This window comes from Exiguobacterium sp. s168 (assembly GCF_018619035.1).
Classification (GTDB): domain Bacteria; phylum Bacillota; class Bacilli; order Exiguobacteriales; family Exiguobacteriaceae; genus Exiguobacterium_A; species Exiguobacterium_A acetylicum.
This window is the reverse complement of sequence record NZ_JACSNE010000037.1, coordinates 1-20,512: the sequence shown is the minus strand read 5'-3', so window position 1 is coordinate 20,512 and position 20,512 is coordinate 1. Positions and strand designations below refer to the sequence as shown.

Annotated in this window: 13 protein-coding genes, 7 tRNA genes and 1 rRNA gene; 20 read left to right on the top strand and 1 reads right to left on the bottom strand. The window is 40.9% G+C overall.

The window, feature by feature from the left end:
- The 20 genes from rrf to KNQ15_RS15625 form a co-directional block, all read left to right on the top strand.
- Positions 1 to 88 (top strand): 5S ribosomal RNA (gene rrf, locus KNQ15_RS15720); the annotation flags it as partial.
- An 11-nt stretch (positions 89 to 99) separates the two neighbouring features.
- Positions 100 to 174, top strand: a tRNA-Asn gene (locus KNQ15_RS15715).
- 2 nt (positions 175 to 176) lie between these two features.
- Positions 177 to 251 (top strand) — tRNA-Glu (locus KNQ15_RS15710).
- Positions 252 to 264: 13 nt separating this feature from the next.
- A tRNA-Thr gene (locus tag KNQ15_RS15705) sits at positions 265 to 337 on the top strand.
- A gap of 38 nt (positions 338 to 375) precedes the next feature.
- Positions 376 to 459: transfer RNA gene (locus KNQ15_RS15700), tRNA-Tyr, on the top strand.
- A 4-nt stretch (positions 460 to 463) separates the two neighbouring features.
- A tRNA-Lys gene (locus KNQ15_RS15695) sits at positions 464 to 536 on the top strand.
- A 6-nt stretch (positions 537 to 542) separates the two neighbouring features.
- Positions 543 to 614: transfer RNA gene (locus KNQ15_RS15690), tRNA-Gly, on the top strand.
- A 9-nt stretch (positions 615 to 623) separates the two neighbouring features.
- Positions 624 to 699 (top strand) — tRNA-Ala (locus tag KNQ15_RS15685).
- A gap of 211 nt (positions 700 to 910) precedes the next feature.
- Positions 911 to 1,819 carry an arginase gene (gene rocF, locus KNQ15_RS15680; RefSeq protein WP_214730024.1) on the top strand — a complete coding sequence of 303 codons (909 nt, stop codon included), beginning with the start codon at positions 911 to 913 and terminating at the stop codon, positions 1,817 to 1,819.
- A 125-nt stretch (positions 1,820 to 1,944) separates the two neighbouring features.
- Positions 1,945 to 2,508 (top strand): RNA polymerase sigma factor SigW, encoded by a 564-nt coding sequence (gene sigW, locus KNQ15_RS15675; RefSeq protein WP_023466660.1) that lies wholly within the window; start codon positions 1,945 to 1,947, stop codon positions 2,506 to 2,508.
- A 16-nt stretch (positions 2,509 to 2,524) separates the two neighbouring features.
- The gene (locus tag KNQ15_RS15670) at positions 2,525 to 3,145 is read left to right on the top strand and encodes an anti-sigma factor (protein ID WP_023466661.1); all 621 of its coding nucleotides are present in this window, start codon (positions 2,525 to 2,527) and stop codon (positions 3,143 to 3,145) included.
- 79 nt (positions 3,146 to 3,224) lie between these two features.
- The gene (gene cdaA / locus KNQ15_RS15665) at positions 3,225 to 4,085 is read left to right on the top strand and encodes a diadenylate cyclase CdaA (RefSeq protein WP_290776603.1); all 861 of its coding nucleotides are present in this window, start codon (positions 3,225 to 3,227) and stop codon (positions 4,083 to 4,085) included.
- Positions 4,085 to 5,371 (top strand): CdaR family protein, encoded by a 1,287-nt coding sequence (locus tag KNQ15_RS15660; RefSeq protein ID WP_064300434.1) that lies wholly within the window; start codon positions 4,085 to 4,087, stop codon positions 5,369 to 5,371. The genes cdaA and KNQ15_RS15660 overlap by 1 nt, the downstream gene beginning before the upstream one ends.
- A 29-nt stretch (positions 5,372 to 5,400) precedes the next feature.
- Positions 5,401 to 6,756, top strand: a complete 1,356-nt coding sequence (gene glmM / locus KNQ15_RS15655; RefSeq protein ID WP_029343107.1) for a phosphoglucosamine mutase — start codon at positions 5,401 to 5,403, stop codon at positions 6,754 to 6,756.
- Between the two features lie 412 nt (positions 6,757 to 7,168).
- Positions 7,169 to 8,965, top strand: coding sequence for a glutamine--fructose-6-phosphate transaminase (isomerizing) (gene glmS, locus KNQ15_RS15650; RefSeq protein WP_064300436.1), 1,797 nt, complete (start codon positions 7,169 to 7,171; stop codon positions 8,963 to 8,965).
- A gap of 151 nt (positions 8,966 to 9,116) precedes the next feature.
- Positions 9,117 to 9,956: a heteromeric transposase endonuclease subunit TnsA gene (locus KNQ15_RS15645; protein ID WP_053522644.1), complete on the top strand. Its 840-nt coding sequence runs from the start codon at positions 9,117 to 9,119 to the stop codon at positions 9,954 to 9,956.
- On the top strand, positions 9,953 to 12,109 hold the full coding sequence (locus tag KNQ15_RS15640) for a Mu transposase C-terminal domain-containing protein (protein ID WP_053522645.1): 2,157 nt from the start codon (positions 9,953 to 9,955) through the stop codon (positions 12,107 to 12,109). The genes KNQ15_RS15645 and KNQ15_RS15640 overlap by 4 nt, the downstream gene beginning before the upstream one ends.
- Complete coding sequence (locus KNQ15_RS15635; RefSeq protein ID WP_053522646.1) at positions 12,084 to 13,778, top strand: ATP-binding protein; 1,695 nt, start codon at positions 12,084 to 12,086, stop codon at positions 13,776 to 13,778. The genes KNQ15_RS15640 and KNQ15_RS15635 overlap by 26 nt, the downstream gene beginning before the upstream one ends.
- 11 nt (positions 13,779 to 13,789) lie before the next feature.
- Positions 13,790 to 15,661: a TnsD family Tn7-like transposition protein gene (locus KNQ15_RS15630; RefSeq protein ID WP_053522647.1), complete on the top strand. Its 1,872-nt coding sequence runs from the start codon at positions 13,790 to 13,792 to the stop codon at positions 15,659 to 15,661.
- The gene (locus KNQ15_RS15625) at positions 15,642 to 17,174 is read left to right on the top strand and encodes a Tn7-like element transposition protein TnsE (protein WP_053522648.1); all 1,533 of its coding nucleotides are present in this window, start codon (positions 15,642 to 15,644) and stop codon (positions 17,172 to 17,174) included. Before KNQ15_RS15630 ends, KNQ15_RS15625 begins: the two co-directional genes overlap by 20 nt.
- A 980-nt stretch (positions 17,175 to 18,154) precedes the next feature.
- Here KNQ15_RS15625 and gshAB read toward each other — a convergent pair.
- Complete coding sequence (gene gshAB / locus KNQ15_RS15620) at positions 18,155 to 20,413, bottom strand: bifunctional glutamate--cysteine ligase GshA/glutathione synthetase GshB (RefSeq protein ID WP_214730023.1); 2,259 nt, start codon at positions 20,411 to 20,413, stop codon at positions 18,155 to 18,157.
- Positions 20,414 to 20,512 lie beyond the last annotated feature (99 nt).

Genomic DNA, 20,512 nt, shown 5'->3' with positions numbered 1-20,512 from the left:
CCGTTCCCATGCCGAACACGGAAGTTAAGCACTTGAACGCCGAAAGTAGTTGGGGGCTTCCCCCTGTGAGGATAGGACGTTGCCAGGCATTTAATTTATTCCGCAATAGCTCAGTGGTAGAGCAACCGGCTGTTAACCGGTAGGTCGTAGGTTCAAATCCTACTTGCGGAGCCAATGGCCCGTTGGTCAAGCGGTTAAGACACCGCCCTTTCACGGCGGTAACACGGGTTCGAATCCCGTACGGGTCACCATTATACTTTTTGTGCCGGTGTAGCTCAGCTGGTAGAGCAACTGACTTGTAATCAGTAGGTCGCGGGTTCGACTCCTGTTGCCGGCACTGTTTTTTCTCAATCGTATAAATTTCCTAGACAAACTGGGGGGGTAGCGAAGTGGCTAAACGCGGCGGACTGTAAATCCGCTCCCTCGGGTTCGGCGGTTCGAATCCGCCCCCCCCCACCATGTCGAGCCATTAGCTCAGTTGGTAGAGCATCTGACTTTTAATCAGAGGGTCGCAGGTTCGAATCCTGCATGGCTCATTTCTTGCGGAAGTAGTTCAGTGGTAGAATACGACCTTGCCAAGGTCGGGGTCGCGGGTTCGAATCCCGTCTTCCGCTTTTTCTTTCGGGGCCTTAGCTCAGCTGGGAGAGCGCCTGCCTTGCACGCAGGAGGTCAGCGGTTCGATCCCGCTAGGCTCCACCAATTTTATTTAAAGATCTTAAGCGAGTTTCGTTCGTCTTAAGTTTTTTTTATATGAAATGCCAAGCATAACCAGAGTACGTACGCAAGAACACCGTGATTCCCTTCACGGTGTTTTTTTGTATATTCATGCGTTTTTTTGTTGAGTTGAACCACTTGTTTGTTACCGCTTACAATATATGTAGAAGTGACTATGACATAGGGGGAATATCGTATGAACATCGCGTATATCAGCGTACCGTACCGTTATGGACAAGGAAAGCCAGGCACTGAACACGGACCTGCTGCTGTCGAAAAAGCGGGTCTACTCGCGACACTCGAAGCACGGGGACAAGAAGCAGTACGCTACGGGGAAGCGGCTGTTTTATCCGAGGATGCGGTCCGAGAAGAAGATCCGAAGCTGAAACGTCTTGAAGGCGTCGTCCATACGACGAATGACTTGCATCTAATTGTACATGATGCGTTATCGGAGCAACGTTTTCCGTTATTAGTCGGTGGTGATCACAGCATGGCGATCGGAACGATTGCAGGGTTACGTCAGACTGTACCACGTCTTGGAGTCATCTGGTTCGATGCACACGGTGATTTGAATACACCGGAAACATCACCGTCTGGTAACATCCACGGTATGCCGCTCGCTGTAGCCCTTGGGGAAGGACATCAGCGTTTAACCGAAGTCGGAGGAACCGATATCAAGTTGCAACCGGAACATCTCGTCTTCATCGGATTACGTGACGTTGATCCAGGAGAACAAGAGCTGATTGATCGTCTTGGTATTCGTGTCTATGATATGGAAGCAATCCGAACTCGGGGAATGGACGCGATCATGGAAGAAGCGATTGCCTATTTGAAGGAAACGACGGATGCGTTCTATCTTAGCTTTGATATGGATGGTCTCGATCCATCACTCGTCGTCGGTACAGGAACACGTGTCGCTGACGGTATTTTCTTAGACGATGCGAAGACAGTGCTCAAGCATTGCGCAACGGCAGAAGATTTCATTGCAGCTGAATTCGTTGAAGTGAATCCGTTGCTTGAAGAAGGAAACGGAACAGCAGAACTTGCGAATGAACTGATCGGAGATCTACTTTTGGCAATGGAAACACATCGCTTAGTAAAATAATGGATAGAACTTGAACTCTTTTCATCGGGGTTCAAGTTTTTTTTGTTACAATTTAAAAGGAGATGAAACATTTATCGGTCGACTTCGTATAAGAGATTGACCGCATAGAGCGGGGGGTATTCAAAGTGGAAGAAACGACACTACGCTTAATTGAGCGAGTGAAGCAGGGAGACCGTGATGCATTCGCGGCACTTGTTGATCTATATAAGGAAGGTGCCTTTCTTGTGGCTTTCCGCGTCTTGCGCGATCGAATGGAAGCGGAGGATGCGACACAGGAAGCCTTCATCCGTGTATTTACGAAGATTGATTCGTATAATGCACAATGGAAGTTCCGGACTTGGTTGTACCGAATCGTCACGAACGTATCGATTGACCGATTACGGAAAAAGAAACCTGACTATTCTCTTGATGCTGAGATGTCAGGTACTGAAGGACTGACATTGTATTCACAACTCGAGAGCAAGGACACCTTGCCGGAGGACCAAGTGGTCGATAACGAGCAACGAAACGAAGTTGGGGACGCGATTGCAGCTTTACCAGAAAAATACCGTGTCCCACTCGTCCTGAAATATGTAGAAGATCTTTCGCTAAAGGAAATCAGTGAAATGATCGAATTACCTGTCGCTACTGTCAAAACTAGAATTCATCGTGGACGAGAAGCGCTGAAGAAGCATTTTGCTAAACGATGAGAAGGAGGAACTCACCATGTCACGAGAGCATGTACATGAACGGATCCAGGATTATTTAGACCAAAACCAACCACCTGAGGAATTCGAGCGATTAGAAGCAGAGTTACGAGAAGTAGACGCGATGGACGAGTTCGAAGAGTATCGGCTCCTTGATGCTCGACTGCGTCAACTTCCAGCGCCTAAATTATCGGCAGATTTTACATCCCGCGTGCTGGCACAATTGCCTGAACAGGTGGAGACGCCAAGCGCTGCTTTGCTACACCAACCGCAACCGTCTCGTTTTGGAGGTAAGATGAAGCAGTACCCATTGCTCGCGGCAGCGGCTGTTTTCTTACTCTTGTCGGTCGGTAGCCTAGGTGGTTATATGGCACAAGAAGAACATGACTTATCCTATACGAATGCACCAGGTATCGTCGCTCAAAATGGCGAGGTCGTCGTCCCGAAAGGCGTCACGGTCGATCAAGATCTATATGTCGAAGGTGGGAACGTCCGAATCGAAGGGAAAGTCAATGGCGATGTCATGACCGTTGACGGGAAAGCTTACACGGCGAGTGCTGGTAGCGTGACCGGAGAAATCAAGGAAATTGATCAATTATTCGAACGCGTTTGGTACGGAATCAAGCGTCTATTTCAATAATCAGCTGGGACGAGTCGAACTCGTCCCTTTGTGCTATAATGGAAACTGTTTAAATCAGATGAGTTAGGGGGCACGGTTGGTGAATTACTTCAGCTGGCAACCACTTCAATTTCAATTGTTGAAACTGGGAGAAAACGTACATTGGTACGATTATATTAATGACGTGATTGATATTGCGGTCGTGACTTTCGTCATTTACCGTCTCATGATCATTGTCAAAGGAACAAAAGCAGTCCAGCTCATTAAAGGGATCTCGGTCATTTTGATCAGTTGGTTCTTGAGTGGCTTTTTTGGACTCAAAACATTGCAATTCTTATTGAATCAAATCATCACCTACGGGTTACTGGGGATTATCATCATCTTCCAACCCGAACTAAGGCGTGGACTGGAACACTTAGGACGAACGAGTAAATTCTTCTCACGTAGTGCCATCAGTGATGAAGATGAACAAGTTCGAATCGTCGATGCACTCGTATCGTCTGCCCAGTACATGTCAAAACGTCGTATCGGAGCACTCGTGACGATTGAACGCGAGACAGGACTAAGTGAATACGTGGAGACGGGCATTCCGCTCGGTTCACAAATCACGAGTCAGTTGCTGATCAACTTGTTCATTCCGAATACACCCTTACATGATGGTGCCGTCATCGTCCAGCAAGGCAAGTTAGCAGCAGCCGCTTGTTACTTACCGCTGTCTGAGAGTGCACATATCTCAAAAGAGCTTGGAACACGTCACCGTGCTGCCATCGGTGTCAGTGAGGTGACGGATAGCGTCACGCTCGTCGTCTCGGAAGAAACGGGTGGTGTCTCACTCGCTATCAATGGACGTCTGTACCGGGAACTCGACGAAGAATCATTACGGACAAAGTTACTTGAGTCGATCGTCAAGGCCGAACCGACGAATACTTCCTTCTTGAACTGGATGGGGGCGAAAAAATAATGTTCGAAAAGTGGTTCAATGAACGCTGGTTTTTACGCATCGTTGCCGTCGCCTTAGCCGTCATGTTGTATTTGATGGTCGCAGGTTCGAATACGACGGGAAAAAGTGATGCTGCTAGTCTATTACCGATCGCAGGACAAGGTTCGACGAAATTTGACGTGCCGGTCACGGTCCAGTATGATGAATCGCAGTGGGTCGCCTATAATATTCCAGATAGTATGGAAGTGACCGTCAAAGGTCCGTCGAGTAGCTTGACGATGCTCCGGCTCGTCCAAGATTTTGGATTATCGATTGATTTGAAAGGACTCGACCCTGGCTATCATCGTGTCCGTGTCACAGCAACTGGCTTCGGAAAAGATGTCGAGGTGACACCAAAACAGGAGACGATCGAAGTTTTCCTCGATAAGAAGATTACAAAGGAAGTACCGGTACAAGTCGCCTTACTGAATAAAAACAAAATTGCTGAAGGATATGTTGCTGGGGAAGCGCAACCGAACCAACAAACTGTTGAAGTCACGGGAGGCGCAGAGAAGTTACAGGCGATTTCAGCAATCCAAGTACCGATCGATGTGACCGGTCGGGCAGAGACGTTCAAAGAGACGTTCAATGCTAAAGCGACTGACACGAACGGGAATACGATCAGTGCATCTTATCAACCGGAACAATTAGAAATCACAGTACCGATCTATAAGGAAAGTAAGACGGTACCGATTAATGTGAAGACAAAAGACAACGTTAAAAAAGGATATACTGTCGTCAAGATCGTTCCCGTCACGACGGAAGCTCGTCTATATGGAACAAAAGAAGAACTAGAGCGTATCGGTTCTGTTGATACGGAAGCGGTCTCGCTCAAAGGATTGACGAAGACGACGGAAAAAACCGTCAAACTCGTTGAACCGGAAAACGCGACAGCGATGGATCCGACACAGGTCACTGTCAATATCGTCGTCGAAAAAGAAAATGCCAATTCGACGACAGAAACTGTCGAGGATCGAGCGGAGAAAACGATTCCGGGTGTGACGGTCACGTTGAATGGATTCGATGAATCAAAGTATACGATTGATTACAATCAAACGATTGATGTCGTCGTCCGCGGGAAAGAATCTGATTTAGCATCGATTGATGCGACGGATATCAAAGCGGTCATCGACGTGACAGGATTAAAAGAAGGAACGCATGGATTGCCGATCTCGTATCAGACATCAAAAGCCTTTGATGTCCTGCGTCCGGATAATATGGATGTCACATTAAAAGCGATTCCCCGGACATCGATTCCGACCAATTAAAACAAATTAGTGAAATGAGGAAATAACACATGGGTAAGTATTTTGGAACTGACGGCGTACGCGGCGTCGCAAACGTAGAATTGACACCGGAACTTGCGTATCGCCTCGGTCGAACAGGTGGTTACGTGTTGACGAAACACGAAAGCACACGACCAAAAGTCTTGATTGGACGCGATACACGTGTATCTGGTCAAATGCTTGAGAATGCACTCATCGCGGGTCTGTTATCAATCGGTGCAGAAGTCATGCGTCTTGGTGTCATCTCGACACCTGGTGTCGCATACCTGACAAAAACGATGGATGCGACAGCTGGAGTCATGATCTCTGCATCGCACAATCCAGTGGAAGATAACGGGATCAAGTTCTTCGGTTCAGACGGCTTTAAGCTCGATGATGCAACAGAACTTGAAATCGAAGCATTACTCGATGAAGCAGAAGACACATTACCACGCCCAGCCGGAAAAGAACTCGGCTTCGTTCATGATTACTATGAAGGGGCTCAGAAATATCTCCACATGCTTCGTCAGACATCGGATGAAGATTTCTCAGGCATCCATGTTGCGATCGACGGCGCACACGGGGCGACGTCAAGCCTCGCACCACGTCTATTCGGTGACTTGGAAGCGGAAGTATCGACAATAGGTACAACTCCGAACGGACTCAACATCAATGATGGTGTCGGTTCGACACACCCTGAACATCTTGCTGCCTTCGTTAAGGAAAAAGGCGCGGACGTTGGTTTATCGTTTGATGGAGACGGCGACCGCTTGATCGCAGTCGATGAGAACGGCGATATCGTGGATGGCGATAAAATCATGTTCATCTGCGGGAAATACTTGAACGAACTCGGTCGTTTGAAAGACAACACGATCGTCGCGACGGTCATGAGTAACCTCGGTTTCCATAAAACCGTCGAAGAAAACGGGATGACGGCGCTTCAGACAGCGGTCGGTGACCGTTACGTCGTTGAAGAGATGCGTAAGAACGACTATACACTCGGTGGCGAACAGTCGGGACACATCATCTTCATGGACTACTCAACGACAGGGGACGGTATGTTATCAGGCGTCCAGTTGTTGCAAATCATGAAAGCGACAGGGAAGAAGTTATCGGAACTCGCAGCTGAGATGCCAATCTTCCCACAACGTCTCGTTAACATCCGTGTCTCAGACAAAAATGGCGCAATGAGCGGCCCTGCCGTGCAAGCGATCATTGCAGAAGTCGAAGCGGAGATGGCGGGCAACGGACGGATTCTCGTCCGTGCGTCAGGAACAGAACCACTCGTTCGTGTCATGGCGGAAGCTCCGACACAAGAAGCGTGTGATGCGTACGTCGAGCGGATCGCGAACGTCGTTCGTGAGAACTACGCGTTACAAGAAAACTAAGCAACCCAAAGCAGAGCGATTGCTCTGCTTCTTTTTTTACAATTATTTTAGAAAAATAGATTGATATTTTTACAAAAAATAGGGATTATGCGTATTGAATAGAAAAATATCGGGAATAGTTACAAATACGTTACCTTTCTTGCTTTTTCAGATTAAAGTTCGTATGATGGTGAAGTCGGACAGAAACGGGGTCAGACGGAAACAAGAAGCGCCAGGGCTTTCTTCGTAGGATGAAAGCTGACGAGGTGGAGGTTTATCGAATCATTCGGCGGATGCCTCCCGGTACCAGATCCATACCGTAAATCGTTCTGAAATCGTTCAAGTGATTGGACGGACAAACAGACCGATCGGGATCCTCTCAACAAGAGCCGTTTCCTCTTTAGGGAAATACTTGTAAATGGAGAGATGTAACATGTGCGGAATCGTAGGTATGATCGGACAGGTCAACACGAAGGAAATTTTATTAAAAGGTCTCGAGAAGCTCGAGTACCGCGGCTATGACTCGGCAGGTCTTGCGTTCGTCAACGACGGCGTTCAAGTCCACAAAGAAGTAGGTCGGATTGCTGCGCTACGCGAAGTCGTTCCTGCTGATGCAGACGGCACAGTCGGAATCGGACACACACGCTGGGCAACACACGGTGTCCCAAGCGTACCAAACGCGCACCCGCACCAAAGTGCGTCAGCACGTTTCACACTCGTGCACAACGGCGTCATTGAAAATGATGAGCAGCTAAAAGCAGAATTGAATGTCGATCTCCTCAGCGACACAGATACAGAAGTCATCGTTCAGATGATTGAAAAGAACTTCAACGAGACAGGTGACGTCGCGGAAGCATTCCGTCAAACACTCCGTGTCTTGCACGGTTCGTATGCCCTCGCATTGATCGATGCTGAAAATCCAGACGTCTTATACGTCGCAAAAAACAAATCACCACTTCTCGTTGGTCTCGGTGACGGTACGTTCAACGTCGTCGCATCAGACGCAATGGCAATGTTACAAGTAACGGATCAATTTATCGAGTTGCATGATGGCGAGATGATCATCTTGACGCGTGATAGCGTCACGATCCAAGATCTCGATGGGAACGTCCAAGAGCGTGAAGCGTACACGGCTGAAATCGATGCATCAGATATCGAAAAAGGAACGTACGCGCACTACATGCTCAAAGAGATGGATGAGCAACCAGCAGTCATCCGGAACATCGTTCAAAAATATCAAAACGAAGCAGGCGACATCACACTCGACCAATCGGTCCGTGATCTCGTACTTGGTCGTGACCGTGTCTACATCATCGGTTGCGGAACAAGCTACCATGCTGGTTTGATCGGAAAACAGTTGATCGAACAAATCGCAGGCATCCCGACAGAAGTTCACATCTCTTCTGAGTTCGGATACAACATGCCATTATTGACAGAGAAACCGCTCTTCCTCTTCCTTTCACAATCAGGCGAAACAGCGGATAGCCGTGCCGTTCTCGTCGAAGCGAAGAAACTTGGTCACCCGGCACTGACGATCACAAACGTTCCAGGATCAACATTGTCACGTGAAGCAAACGCAACATTATTGCTCCACGCGGGTCCAGAAATCGCCGTTGCTTCAACAAAAGCGTATACAGCTCAAATCGCTGTTCTTGCTGTCCTTGCGTTTGACCTTGCTCAAGCAAAAGGAGTTGCCGTCAACTTCGATCTCATGAAGGAACTCGGTAAAATCTCAAGTGCGATGGAATCGGTCATGTCTCAAAAGGATCGTTTCCAAGAAATCGCGACAGAATACTTGTCTGAGTCACGTAACGCGTTCTTCATCGGTCGTGGACAAGATGCATACGTCGGGATGGAAGGTGCATTGAAACTCAAAGAGATCTCGTATATCCAAGCAGAAGGATACGCGGGTGGAGAGCTCAAGCACGGTCCGATCGCTTTGATCGAAGACAACACACCGGTCATCGCGCTCGTGACACAACCACACGTTCACCTCAACAACCGTGGGAACGTCAAGGAAGTCGTCGCACGTGGGGCAAACGCGTGTGTCATCGCAGCAGAAGGTCTTGAATTGCCGACGGATGCATTCGTCATCCCAGCAGTCGAGCCACTCTTGTCACCGCTCTTGTCTGTCTTGCCACTTCAATTGATCTCATACTACGCGGCACTCGGTCGCGACTGTGACGTCGATAAGCCACGTAACTTGGCGAAGTCAGTAACGGTTGAATAAGTAAACAAATCGACTCCAAACGATTTGTAAGTTTAAAATAAAGTCGCGACGTTTGTAAAAAAGATGCGATGTTTAAAACAAAGTCGCGATGTTTATAAAAAAGTTGCGAAGTTTTACCCCTTTGGATATGATTGTCTAAAGGGGTGTTTTTGTGGCGAAAAGAAAAAGAACATCTAAAGTCGATAAGTGGATTAAAGAAGGTAGAGGAACTGGAAGTGGGGCAGATTATCAACCATGGCTAAAAATTCAAGATGTTTCCTCATTAGGTCGGTCAACGAGGTTAAAAGGTATAAAAGCCGGCAGACAATATGAGTTTTTATCGGATTTGGAACGAAATTACTTTTATTTGACTGAATTTTCCGATGTTGTCTTAGATATTCGTGAACAATTTCCTTTATTACCACAAGAAGAGACGATTGTCATTGCGGAAGAGCTTGGAATTAAACACCCAACTGATCCAAAAACAGGCGATCCAATTGTTATGACAACGGACTTTTTATTAACAGTTGATAAGGGTCAAGGTGTATTTGAAGTCGCTCATACTATCAAAATGAAAGATAAGTTACTAGAAGAGCGTGTGTTAGAGAAATTCGAAATTGAACGGGAATACTGGGAGCGTAAAGGTACTAGTTGGGGTATTGTAACAGAAGAAGAAATCGATAAGACTATGGCTAGAAATATTAGTTATATCCATGATTACTTTGATATTCGTAGCTATGATGTATATCGAGAAATGGCTAACCAACATATAGAAGATTTATCAATGTCTCTTATGAATCGTCTATTGAATAATTCGCAAAGTATCCGGGAAATTACTAGTGAGTTTGATGCAGATACACACTTGCCTTTTGGAAGTGGTGTTACGTTGTTTTATCATCTGCTAGCTAAAAAAATAATGGTTACAGATATGTACAAGCCAATTGATTTAGAGCAACCAATTGATGTTAAGTATATTGATGAAAGTAAATTGGAGAAGGTGAAGTACGGATGATTTATATTAATCAGGTATTTCAATATGTAACAGATTCAAAAAGAATTCGGGTAATAGATATGGAAGAACCGCATGTCTATATAGTTAATATTGACACCAACAGTGCTATGCCACGCAAAGAGCTATACTCTAGTCTAACCACAGATATCAAGCAAGGTGAACTGTTAGCGATTAGTGATCCTTATGCAAAGGTGATTTCCGAAGATGATTTAACAGAGGTGCAGATTCGTAAGCGTGAAGAAGATTGGGGAGATATACAAAAATACTGTGTCCCCAATATGCCAGATTTGCTCCAAAAGCAAGGAAGAGAAAGCAAGATTCGTGAAATCGTTCAAGAGAGCAACTTAGGCAAGACAAAGGTTAAAAAGCTACTAACTCGATATTGGCAGCGTGGCATGACCAAAAACGCCATGTTACCTGACTACTCTAATTCAGGTGGTAAAGGTAAAACGAAAGCTTTAACGAAAGAAAAAGTTGGTCGTCCTAGAAGAGTAAATATAAATAATGAATATCAAATCGGTATTAACATTACAGAAGAAGTAAAGGTCCAAATTGAACACGTTATCAATAAGTACTACAGGAAAAAGAATAAATACTCTTTAAAAGATGTTTATAATTTTATGCTACGTGACTTCTATTCTAATCGCTATAAGGAAAACGGTGAGCTGAAATACCGTATTTGGGATGCTACCCGAACCCCCTCATATCATCAGTTTTACTATTGGTTTAAAAAGCTTGAAGATCCGAAAAAAGATATTCAATTTCGTAAAAGTACGAAAGAGTATGAGTTGAAGCATCGCCCGATTTTAAGTAATTCTAAATTGGAAACAAATGGTCCTGGAACTAGATTTCAGATTGATGCAACTATTGCGGATATTTATTTAGTTAGTTCGCTTGATGTAAATAAAGTAATTGGACGACCAGTTATTTATGCGGTATTAGATGTGTATTCACGTATTATCACAGGTCTCTACGTTGGACTAGAAGGTCCATCATGGGTTGGTGCAATGATGGCTTTAGATAATATGGTTGCAGACAAAGTAGAATTTTGTAAGCAATATGGAATTGATATAACTCCTGAGCAATGGCCAACACATCATTTGCCTGAAATAATTATTGCTGACCGAGGTGAGTTTGAAGGTTATTCGGTAGACAACTTAATTAATAATCTTAATATTAAAATTGAGAATACTACGGCTTACCGTGGAGATTTGAAAGGGATTGTTGAAAGAAAGTTCCGTACGTTTAACGGAAAGGTAAAGCAAAAGGCACCTGGAGCAATTCAAAAGGAATTTCGAGAGCGTGGTGATCAGGATTATCGCTTAAATGCTACGCTGAATTTAAAGGAATTTACGTCTCTTATTATCACAATGGCGCTGCATCACAACCAAAAAGTCATTGAAAAATACCCTGTTGAAAAAGAAATGGTTGCTGAAGAATTAGTACCAACGCCAATTAATTTATGGAATTGGGGCATTCAAAATCGCAAAGGAAGGCTAAGAACAATTGATAGAAATATTCTTCGCTTGAACGTGCTACCACGAGGAAAGGCGACAATTTCAAGGGCTGGCATCAAGTTTAAAAATCTCTTATATGGTTCTCAAAGAGCGATTGAAGAAGATTGGTATTTGAAGTTGAAAAATAGAAGTGTAGAAATTGTTTATGACCCCCGACACGTTGAAAAAATCTATATTCCACACGATGACGGAATGGACTTTGAGACGTGTGTTTTGTTAGAACCAAGTCAGCAATATAAAGAAGATTTCTTAGAAGAAATTGTATTCCAACAGCAACTCCGGAATGAACTAGAGGAAATAGAACGTACAAATCAAATTCAACACACCGTAAATACTGATGCAGCAATGGAAGAAATTATTAAAAAAGCTGTGAGGAACAAAAAACAATCTTATAACCAACCAACGAGTAAGAAAGCCAAAATAGCTTCTATTCGTGACAACAAGGATGTTGAAAAACAATTAAATCGTGAATCTGAAAAATTTGATTTATCGCCTAATAAAGTTAGTGAATCAGCTGAAGTAATCAACTTCGCTACAAAAGAGAAAGTCGATGAGACACCACCGAAGAAATCACCCTCACGCCTAATGCAAAAACTAAAGAAGAAACGAGATGAGGAATTTGGGAAAAACAAATGACATGGTTGTCTTAAAAGGGGAGTTTAAGAAAGGCGTCTATAAGGAACAACCTTTAAGTGAATATACCAATAATCCTTTCATCGAAGCCCTTCCACCGATTTTTAGTGAGGATGATGTGCTAGAAAGATTTATGGTGACTCCCCGAATTAGCGAGCAAGATAAATTAAGTGCAACGAATATTCGTTATCACGTATTAAAACGTGTAAGGAACTTTATACAGCCGTTGCCGATTCACTTTGAGGTTGAGCGTCGGTTATCCACCCTGATTCGGCGAGGTTATTTAGCACGAAATCCATTAGACATAACATTTTTAGAGCGTGTTCGAGTGTTGCATGAATTACGTGAAGAGGAAGAGCTTGCACATAAGCATATCAAGGACCGTTTAAATTATATTCGCTCTACAGCAGATAGTTTATCAATTATAGGTATCTCTGGTATAGGCAAAACCACGGCAATTGAACGCTTGCTGCTCATGTATCCGCAAGTGATTAAGCATGAAACTTATGAAGGACAATCTTTCAATCGTACACAAATTGTTTGGCTTAAAATCGATTGTCCATATGATGGTAGTTTGTCAACGCTTTGTAAAAGTTTCTTTAAGGCAATTGATGATTTACTAGGTACGAGATATTTAGAAAAATACGGTTATTTGAATCGAGTCACATCGACAATGTTGTTGCACATGACCTCACTGGCGAGTATGTATGGCATTGGTGTTTTAGTCATTGATGAAATACAACACTTACTGCATTCAAAAAATGATCAGGAAGAAATGCTGAATTTTTTTGTAACACTGTCTAATACAGTTGGTATTCCCACGGTCTTAATTGGCACTTCTAAGGCACAAAAGCTATTTAAGGGGAACTTCAGGCAGGCTAGACGGGCTGCAAGTGATGGAGCTATTATTTGGGATCGTATGGCGGAGGATAGTGAAGAATGGGAGTTCTTCCTTGAAACGCTTTGGGAATTACAGTGCTTAAAATCCTATTCCGAGCTTACAGAGAATACGAAAAAGGCATTTTACTATGAGTGCCAAGGAATTACTGCTGTCGCTGTCAATTTGTTTATTCTAGCACAAGAACGAGCTTTATTCGATGAAAATAACCCGAATGAAATAATTACTCCACAAGTATTAAAAAAGACTGCTAAAGAAGATATGCAAACGATTCAACCAATGATGACAGCGATTCGGACGAACAATTTAGCTGACATAATGAAATATGAAGATATCATGATCAATCTGGATGAAGTCATGCTGAATCATAAGCGAAACACAGAAATAGCAGGACGTATTCAGGAGGCGTTTAAAGAGCGCAAAAATACAATCGAGTATAAACGACAAGACACGATTGAAAACTTAAGTGTTGAAGTAGCAGCCCTGGGTATTTTTGATAGTTTGAAAGATAAAGACATTAAAAAAATCGTACAAAAAATTGTTGGGGAAAATCCATTTGATATAGACTTTCATCAACTAAAATCAGATGTAATTCAGCAGGCGATTAACTTAAATCAACAAAAGAAAGATAATAAAGCAAAGGAAAATATGAAAAAGGCAGAGGTTCTCCCATTACTTAAGCTAAGAAAGCGAGCATTAGACAAAAAACAACATCCTCATGAACTATTGAAAGCAAATGGGTACATTAAAAATCCTTTGGAAGAATTCTATTAGGAGGCAATTCAATGCTGCCATTCTTTACGGATCCATATCCAAATGAGTTGATTTATTCGGCGATTGCACGTTATCACTTTTACAGTGGAAATATTGATTACAAAGATACGTTGGAAGAGGTATTTCAAAGTCGCTCTGTGATTCCGAGTGTAGAGATTGGCAGCCATTTTCATGCCTTGGTCCAACAGATGGGAAATCATTATTCGGTAGAGAAGTTGTTAGCGAAACATACCATTTACCCGTTTTATGCCCCGTTCCTTTCCAAACAACGACAGCAAGAGATTATGCAGGACGTCCAAGGTGATGGCAAAGGTCTTTACACAAGGCTAGGTATGGTTTCAGGAGGTATTTGCAAAAAAGATGGATTATACTATTGTTCACAATGCGCCCAGGCTGATATTGATAAATATGGTGAACCATACATACATCGGGAACACCAATTGCAAGGTATAAATTTGTGCGCACATCACGATTTACAACTGAAGAAATATCCAGATGATTTCACCGAACAAAGTAGAATCAAATTTATTCGGTTTGAGGCAAAAAGAATGGATTTTTCAATTTTAGAGGAAGTTAAGTCCCTTGATAATACTGATATTCAAGTAAAGTTAGCAAAAATGGCATATCGACTATTAAATATTGATATAAATGCAATTTCACGCAAGGATATTTTTAAAAGGTATCGATTGCTTCTTAGAGAAAAGAATTTAATTACTACGGCAAATCGAATAAGGCAAAATGAGTTATTTGATACATTCCAAGCAAGGTTTCCAATAGGGTTCTTAGAAAAGTATGATTCAGGGTTAAAACAGGAAAATGAGTACAATTGGTTAAAGGTATTAACTCGTAATGAGGAACGTCATGTACATCCTTTTCGCCATTTGTTGTTTCTATACTTTTTAGAAAAAGATGTAGAGAAGCTTTTGCATGTTGGAGATGATGCAGGTTCATTTGGTACAGGTCCATGGCCATGCTTAAATAAGGCTGCTGATCATTATAAACAACTGGTCATTAATCATGTAACTATCACAAGAGATTATAAATCAGCGAACCCTATTGGTACATTTGAATGTTCCTGTGGCTTTGTTTATGCCAGAAAGGGTCCTGATCAATCAAAAAAGGATACATATCGTATTGGTCGTGTGAAATTATTCGGAGACACATGGAATAAAAAATTACATGTTTTAGCAAAAAATAATGAGAATCTAAGCACACGAGCCATAGCTGGAATGCTTGGAGTTGATTCTAAGACCGTAATAAAGTATTTATCTAAGAACGGACAAAAAGAAAAAGCCGATAGTAAAGCAAGCCCTCTATTGTTACAGAAATATCGACAGCGATTGCTTGATGGATTAAAGGAATACCCTCGTGATTCAAGAACGAAAATTAGAGAGCGCTTTAAAAAGGAATATACCTACCTGTATCGATACGATAAAGAATGGTTGTTTGGGCATTCACCTGAAAAACGTAGACAAACAGGTGCTAATAAAACTGTGAATTGGTCTGCAAGGGATGATGAATATTGTAAAGCAATAAAACAACTGTACAAAGAATTGTTGGCATTAGAAAAAATTGTTCGGATAACAAAGTCTCTTATCGGCAAACGTTTAGGTATTTTATCTAATTTAGAGAAGCATCTTCATAAATTACCAAAGACGAAAAAACTTTTAAACAATGTGACAGAGTCTGTTCCACAAGTTCAAATTCGTCGGTGTTGTAAAATTATTGATCGGATGCTGCAAGACGCGGAACCAGTCGTATTGTGGAAAGTTCAACGAATGGGTGCTGTTAAATCACATCATATTCATGAGATAAAACCACATTTAGAGGCGTACATACATATGAAACAGGAAGTGGATAAGGATGAGCGCACGACAAGTTAAAATTAAATGGCCGTTCAAAAAAGGAGAAAAAGTAGGACTGATATGGATTGGCGATCCTTTTCGTTATGATAATAAAATAATGCTATATGCATATTTTCGGGCAAAAAGGGTTACAAAGAAGATCCTTTTAGATTGGGGGACATTACCTTGCTTGGCAATTCAACATTACTATAGTGATGGGGTGATTACCACCAGTCGGTCTCCTCAAGATGCAAAGGAAGTAGATATAACGATTTATCCTAACGGTGCCAGATATTACGAGAAGCCTTGGAAAATTCCAGGGATCAATGACCCTGCAACCTCACGAAGCTTCATATTCTCTTTTAACGGAAAGAATGTCATTTTACCAGTCATTGAAGTGTTACGCAGTATACTAGCACCAAATGGTTTTCTTTTGTATCGCTTGCTTGAATCAAATTCATTTCCTCAATTTTTCACAGAAACATATGAACCAAATAGGATTCATCTTAGCTTTTCATCACTGTATGAATTAAAATACACCAAAACAACTTTCATTTATCAATTGGTTTGGCTATTAACGAATCGTGATTTACGTCAGGTCTATGAAAGCATCGCCTTTACATGGTTGCAAGAACAGTCATTGAAATTCGAATGGAACTTTACACAGCCAATTATTGTCACTGCACGTGTAAAAGAGGACAATAATACATGGACTGTACTACAAATTGTCAATGTAAAAAATAAGCATATTCCTTATGAAAATATCTCGATTTCACATCCGGAAATACAAAATTCAGAGAAGTCAAAAGAAGCGAAGAAATATACATATCGTTCCCTAAACAAAAACGACGATGAAGAAGGCTTTACATTAGACGAGCAAGTAGATGGATCCACGGAGGATTTTGATTTAGTACAGATGAATCAGTTGAAACATGAATATACATCGATGCCAATAGTCAAACGAATAAAACGAGGTTCATCCAAGCAACGTTTGGAAGAGGACGAAAATACAAAGAGGTACTATGGAGAGAATAATTCTATTCATTCTACAGCAGATAGTGGCGGACAGCAATTGGCAAGGGGTTTAGAACATCAAATGCTACATGAGATTAAAGCCCAAGGGGAGCTACAGGAATTTATTAATGTCTTGAAAGTATTGGAACAGTATCCAGAGATAAAAGCAATTCGAGCATTTACCGATGTATTACCAGAGGTCCTAGGAGAACGAAAATTTACAAAGCTAAGCGATGGTATTGCAAAGAGGCGTTATGTAATTGCTGAAGTATATGCGGTACATGGCAGTCGATTCAATATTATTGAGGTAGAACGCGAAACCCGTTCTTTATCTACTCTTATTTTATATTCTCCCTCAAAACAAGACTGGAGTACGATTTATCATAATTTGCTTATAAATCTTGTAAATGCTAGCGGAGCATGGTCCAGAAAATCTTTAAAAACTATTGAAACTAGAGGAATAAAAATTGTTAAATGCAAACATAGCCGTAAAGGAATAAGACATAGATCAAATATGTTGTTAAACAAATTAATGTAACAATTCGATTATATTCATAAGCAGAGTTGTTTAACCGAGGACACTTTTGACTAGACAGAATTAGAGATGTAAGAATTAAATATAACGAGGGGGAGCTTAAATGTCTAAGGCATTAAGAGAGTTTAAGCAATTTATAAAGAAAAATGTTGATGATTTATCTAATTATGAGATAAAGCTGGCGAAGAGATCGTGAAGAGGCAACGAAGTCTTTACAGAAGTATAAAGATCAAATTTCTTTAAAGGACCTGTATACAGCTATTTTACAAAATGAAGATAAATTTCAAAATATCTGCCCTGCGTGTGAATCAGAATTGTATATAGATAGTGAACTCGCTGTTCCTTTAAATCCTTTTGATAAGCAGTATTTTTAAATGCAACAATCGGGCTATTTAGGGTAATACCAGCGTCCATGCAATCAGGGAAAAAGTAAACTATGAAATGACAGAAAGTATTATACACAGTATTTAAACACTATTATTTTAACCCCGTCCCTACTCAGAACGGGGTTATGTATGTTAGTAATTTGAACATTAAATAACTTTATTGTCATTCAACAGCTTAACGTTGTAAATATGCAGTTATCTTAACTCTTACATAGAAAACCTTTGTTTATCAATGATTTATTCATTGAAGCCATATAAACAACGTATTAGTCTAGACAACGATCCTCGCAGCATCATATTCTACAACCGCCTTGAAGGTAGCTAAAACGGCCTTAAGGCGTCCTTAAGAAGTAGCAAATACCTTTAATTCTTCCTAGAACAATGTTTAGAATGGTATGGTTATTTGATGCTTCTAATTATCAAGATATCACTACATTCGATACGTAGAATACATTGTTTACTGGGTTAAGATATCAAGTATTCAAAGTAGCCTTTCACCCAACTTTTCTTCTTAGAATACTTTAAATACTCCCGATTTTCATAGTGTAGATAATCGCGTTTTGCTTATGGCACCCCTAATTTGACTAACTTTGATTCCTAACTTTGTAATAGTTCAGGGAATAAAAAGTGTATTATATGCATAGTCAAACGTCGAGATTCTCCTTTATATGGATAGATATGCATATACATTGATGGATTAAAGTTCGCTTCAATAATCCCATAAGCATTTTTATTAGCTGCAGGAACTTCTATATTTTCAATAATCAAATCGATACCACTAATTTTAGCTCCCAGTGCAGATACCGCATCCACTGCTATTTTTTTATAGTCATCGGGAATTTGATCTGTCACATCAATCGAATCTCCGCCTGTACTAACATTAGAATTTTCACGCAGATAGACGATTTCACCATTTTTTGGAATCGAATTCATTTGATAACCTTGGCCTTTTAGCATAAGGTTTTCCAAGTCACCTAATTGTATAGTTTCTAAAGGTGTCCTATGGTCTTTTCCTCTTAACGGATCACGATTCTTTTCAATGACTAACTCTTCGATTGTATGTTCACCATCGCCTTTAACATTCGCAGGAACTCGTAATAAAACCGCCTGAACTTTATCATGTAACACAAAAAATCGATATTCTGTTCCATAGAGAAACTCTTCTATTAGTACAGAAGAATCTTCTTTAAATGCGAGTGTGATTGCTTTTTGATAATCTTCGTAATTTGCCTCTTGTTTGAAGATTGATATTCCCAATCCATAGTTTGTTGTTTTCGGCTTTACAACAAAAGGTTTAGCAGAAAACATATTATAAGAATTTAAAGCATGTTCTATATCATTAAATTCCTCACCTGTTGGTACACGGAATCCATGTTGTTGAAGAATTTTCTTTGTTACTGTTTTATTTTCCATAATTAAAGGGGATACATAACTATCTTTACTTGTCATATTCCCATTTTTCACATATTCAACATGATCTTTTAATTGAAGCTTCAAAAATTGATCTTGCCGATCCAAAACTTCTACCTTTATTCCTTGCTGTAAGCAATCAAACATTAAAATCTGAGTGGACAACTCCATGTCAGTAAATCCTGTTAATTGATATGGCTTATCCCATGATTTTTTATAGTTTTCTTTCGCAATACACGTAGCCACTTGTCCTTGACTGCTTTTTTCACTCTCTTTATAAAGCCTTCCAGCTAAAGTCTTACTTGGGTCCATTAGCATTTCTCTCAGGTTAACAAATAACGTATCTGAAATAGTCAAATCTAAAATTTCTGCTAAATGTTCCATCTCATCGATCATATTTTTAGCTTCTACTTCAAATTGTGTATGCTCTAATGGATGCTCAAGAGCCACTACATCATTGTAAGAATCACCCATTTTTATCCACTCATCACAATTATTACCCTCATCTTTCCATAGTAAATAAAATAAGAAAAGATGTAGAAATTCTGCTTGTTCATAGCTAATTCCATTCGTTTCAAAAGGATTTAAATCTATATTTCGCAATTCAAGATAACTAACACCGTGAGCTTCTAAATCTGAAACATGATGTCCGCCTCTTAAACGGACAGATGCATAAAATTCTTTTTCTTCTGATAAAAGCCCTTTTTTAACCATCAAAGAAAGATCTGATATATAGTTCTGTATACTACTATATGACACTTGAACATCATCAGAATTAGTATAACCCAATTTACTGCTTCTAATGCTTCTTATTGCCCCATTCAAAGAATCTTCTTCAAAATAATTCTTTTCGCTACTAGGAGAAGCTCCATAAAAATAAGTTACTAACCATCGATAGTGTAAATAGTTTCTTGTGACTTTTAGATAAATCTCTGTTTTAAACTGTAGATAATCTTTTATCTCCGATTGTAAGTTAAATATCGCTTGGATTAACTCATCGCCGAATTCAAAGTTAAAATGAACACCACAAAGCATTTGTTTACGACGGCCATAAGAATTGGATAAAGATTGACGATATAGAACATTTTCAACATTTTTCAATTTCGCAATAACAATATCTTCTTCTTTTTCTGGTAACTGTGGTGGCATGCTTAATGGCCAAAGCATTTCATGATCACCCATAGAACGATAAGCAACATCATGGATGGCTGCTAAGTAATTAAACAGTTCCTCTAATGTCTCAGTAACAGGTGTGATTAATTCCATCTGTAGCTCTGAAAAATCTCGCTGAATATACGGGTGTTCATCTCTTATCGATTTAGGATGATCCGTTTTAGCTAAATTTCCTGATAAGTCAACTCGTATACTTTCTTTTTCAATCCCATAACGGGCTTTTAATAAGTATGGTTTAACACGGTCATTGACTAACATTTTTTTAATATCCATATTAACTATACCTCCCTCTATAAATGTTGATATATCAATGGTTTTCACCATCTCAAGTGCCCGAAAAAATATTTTTCGTCACCAATATCTATCGTTATT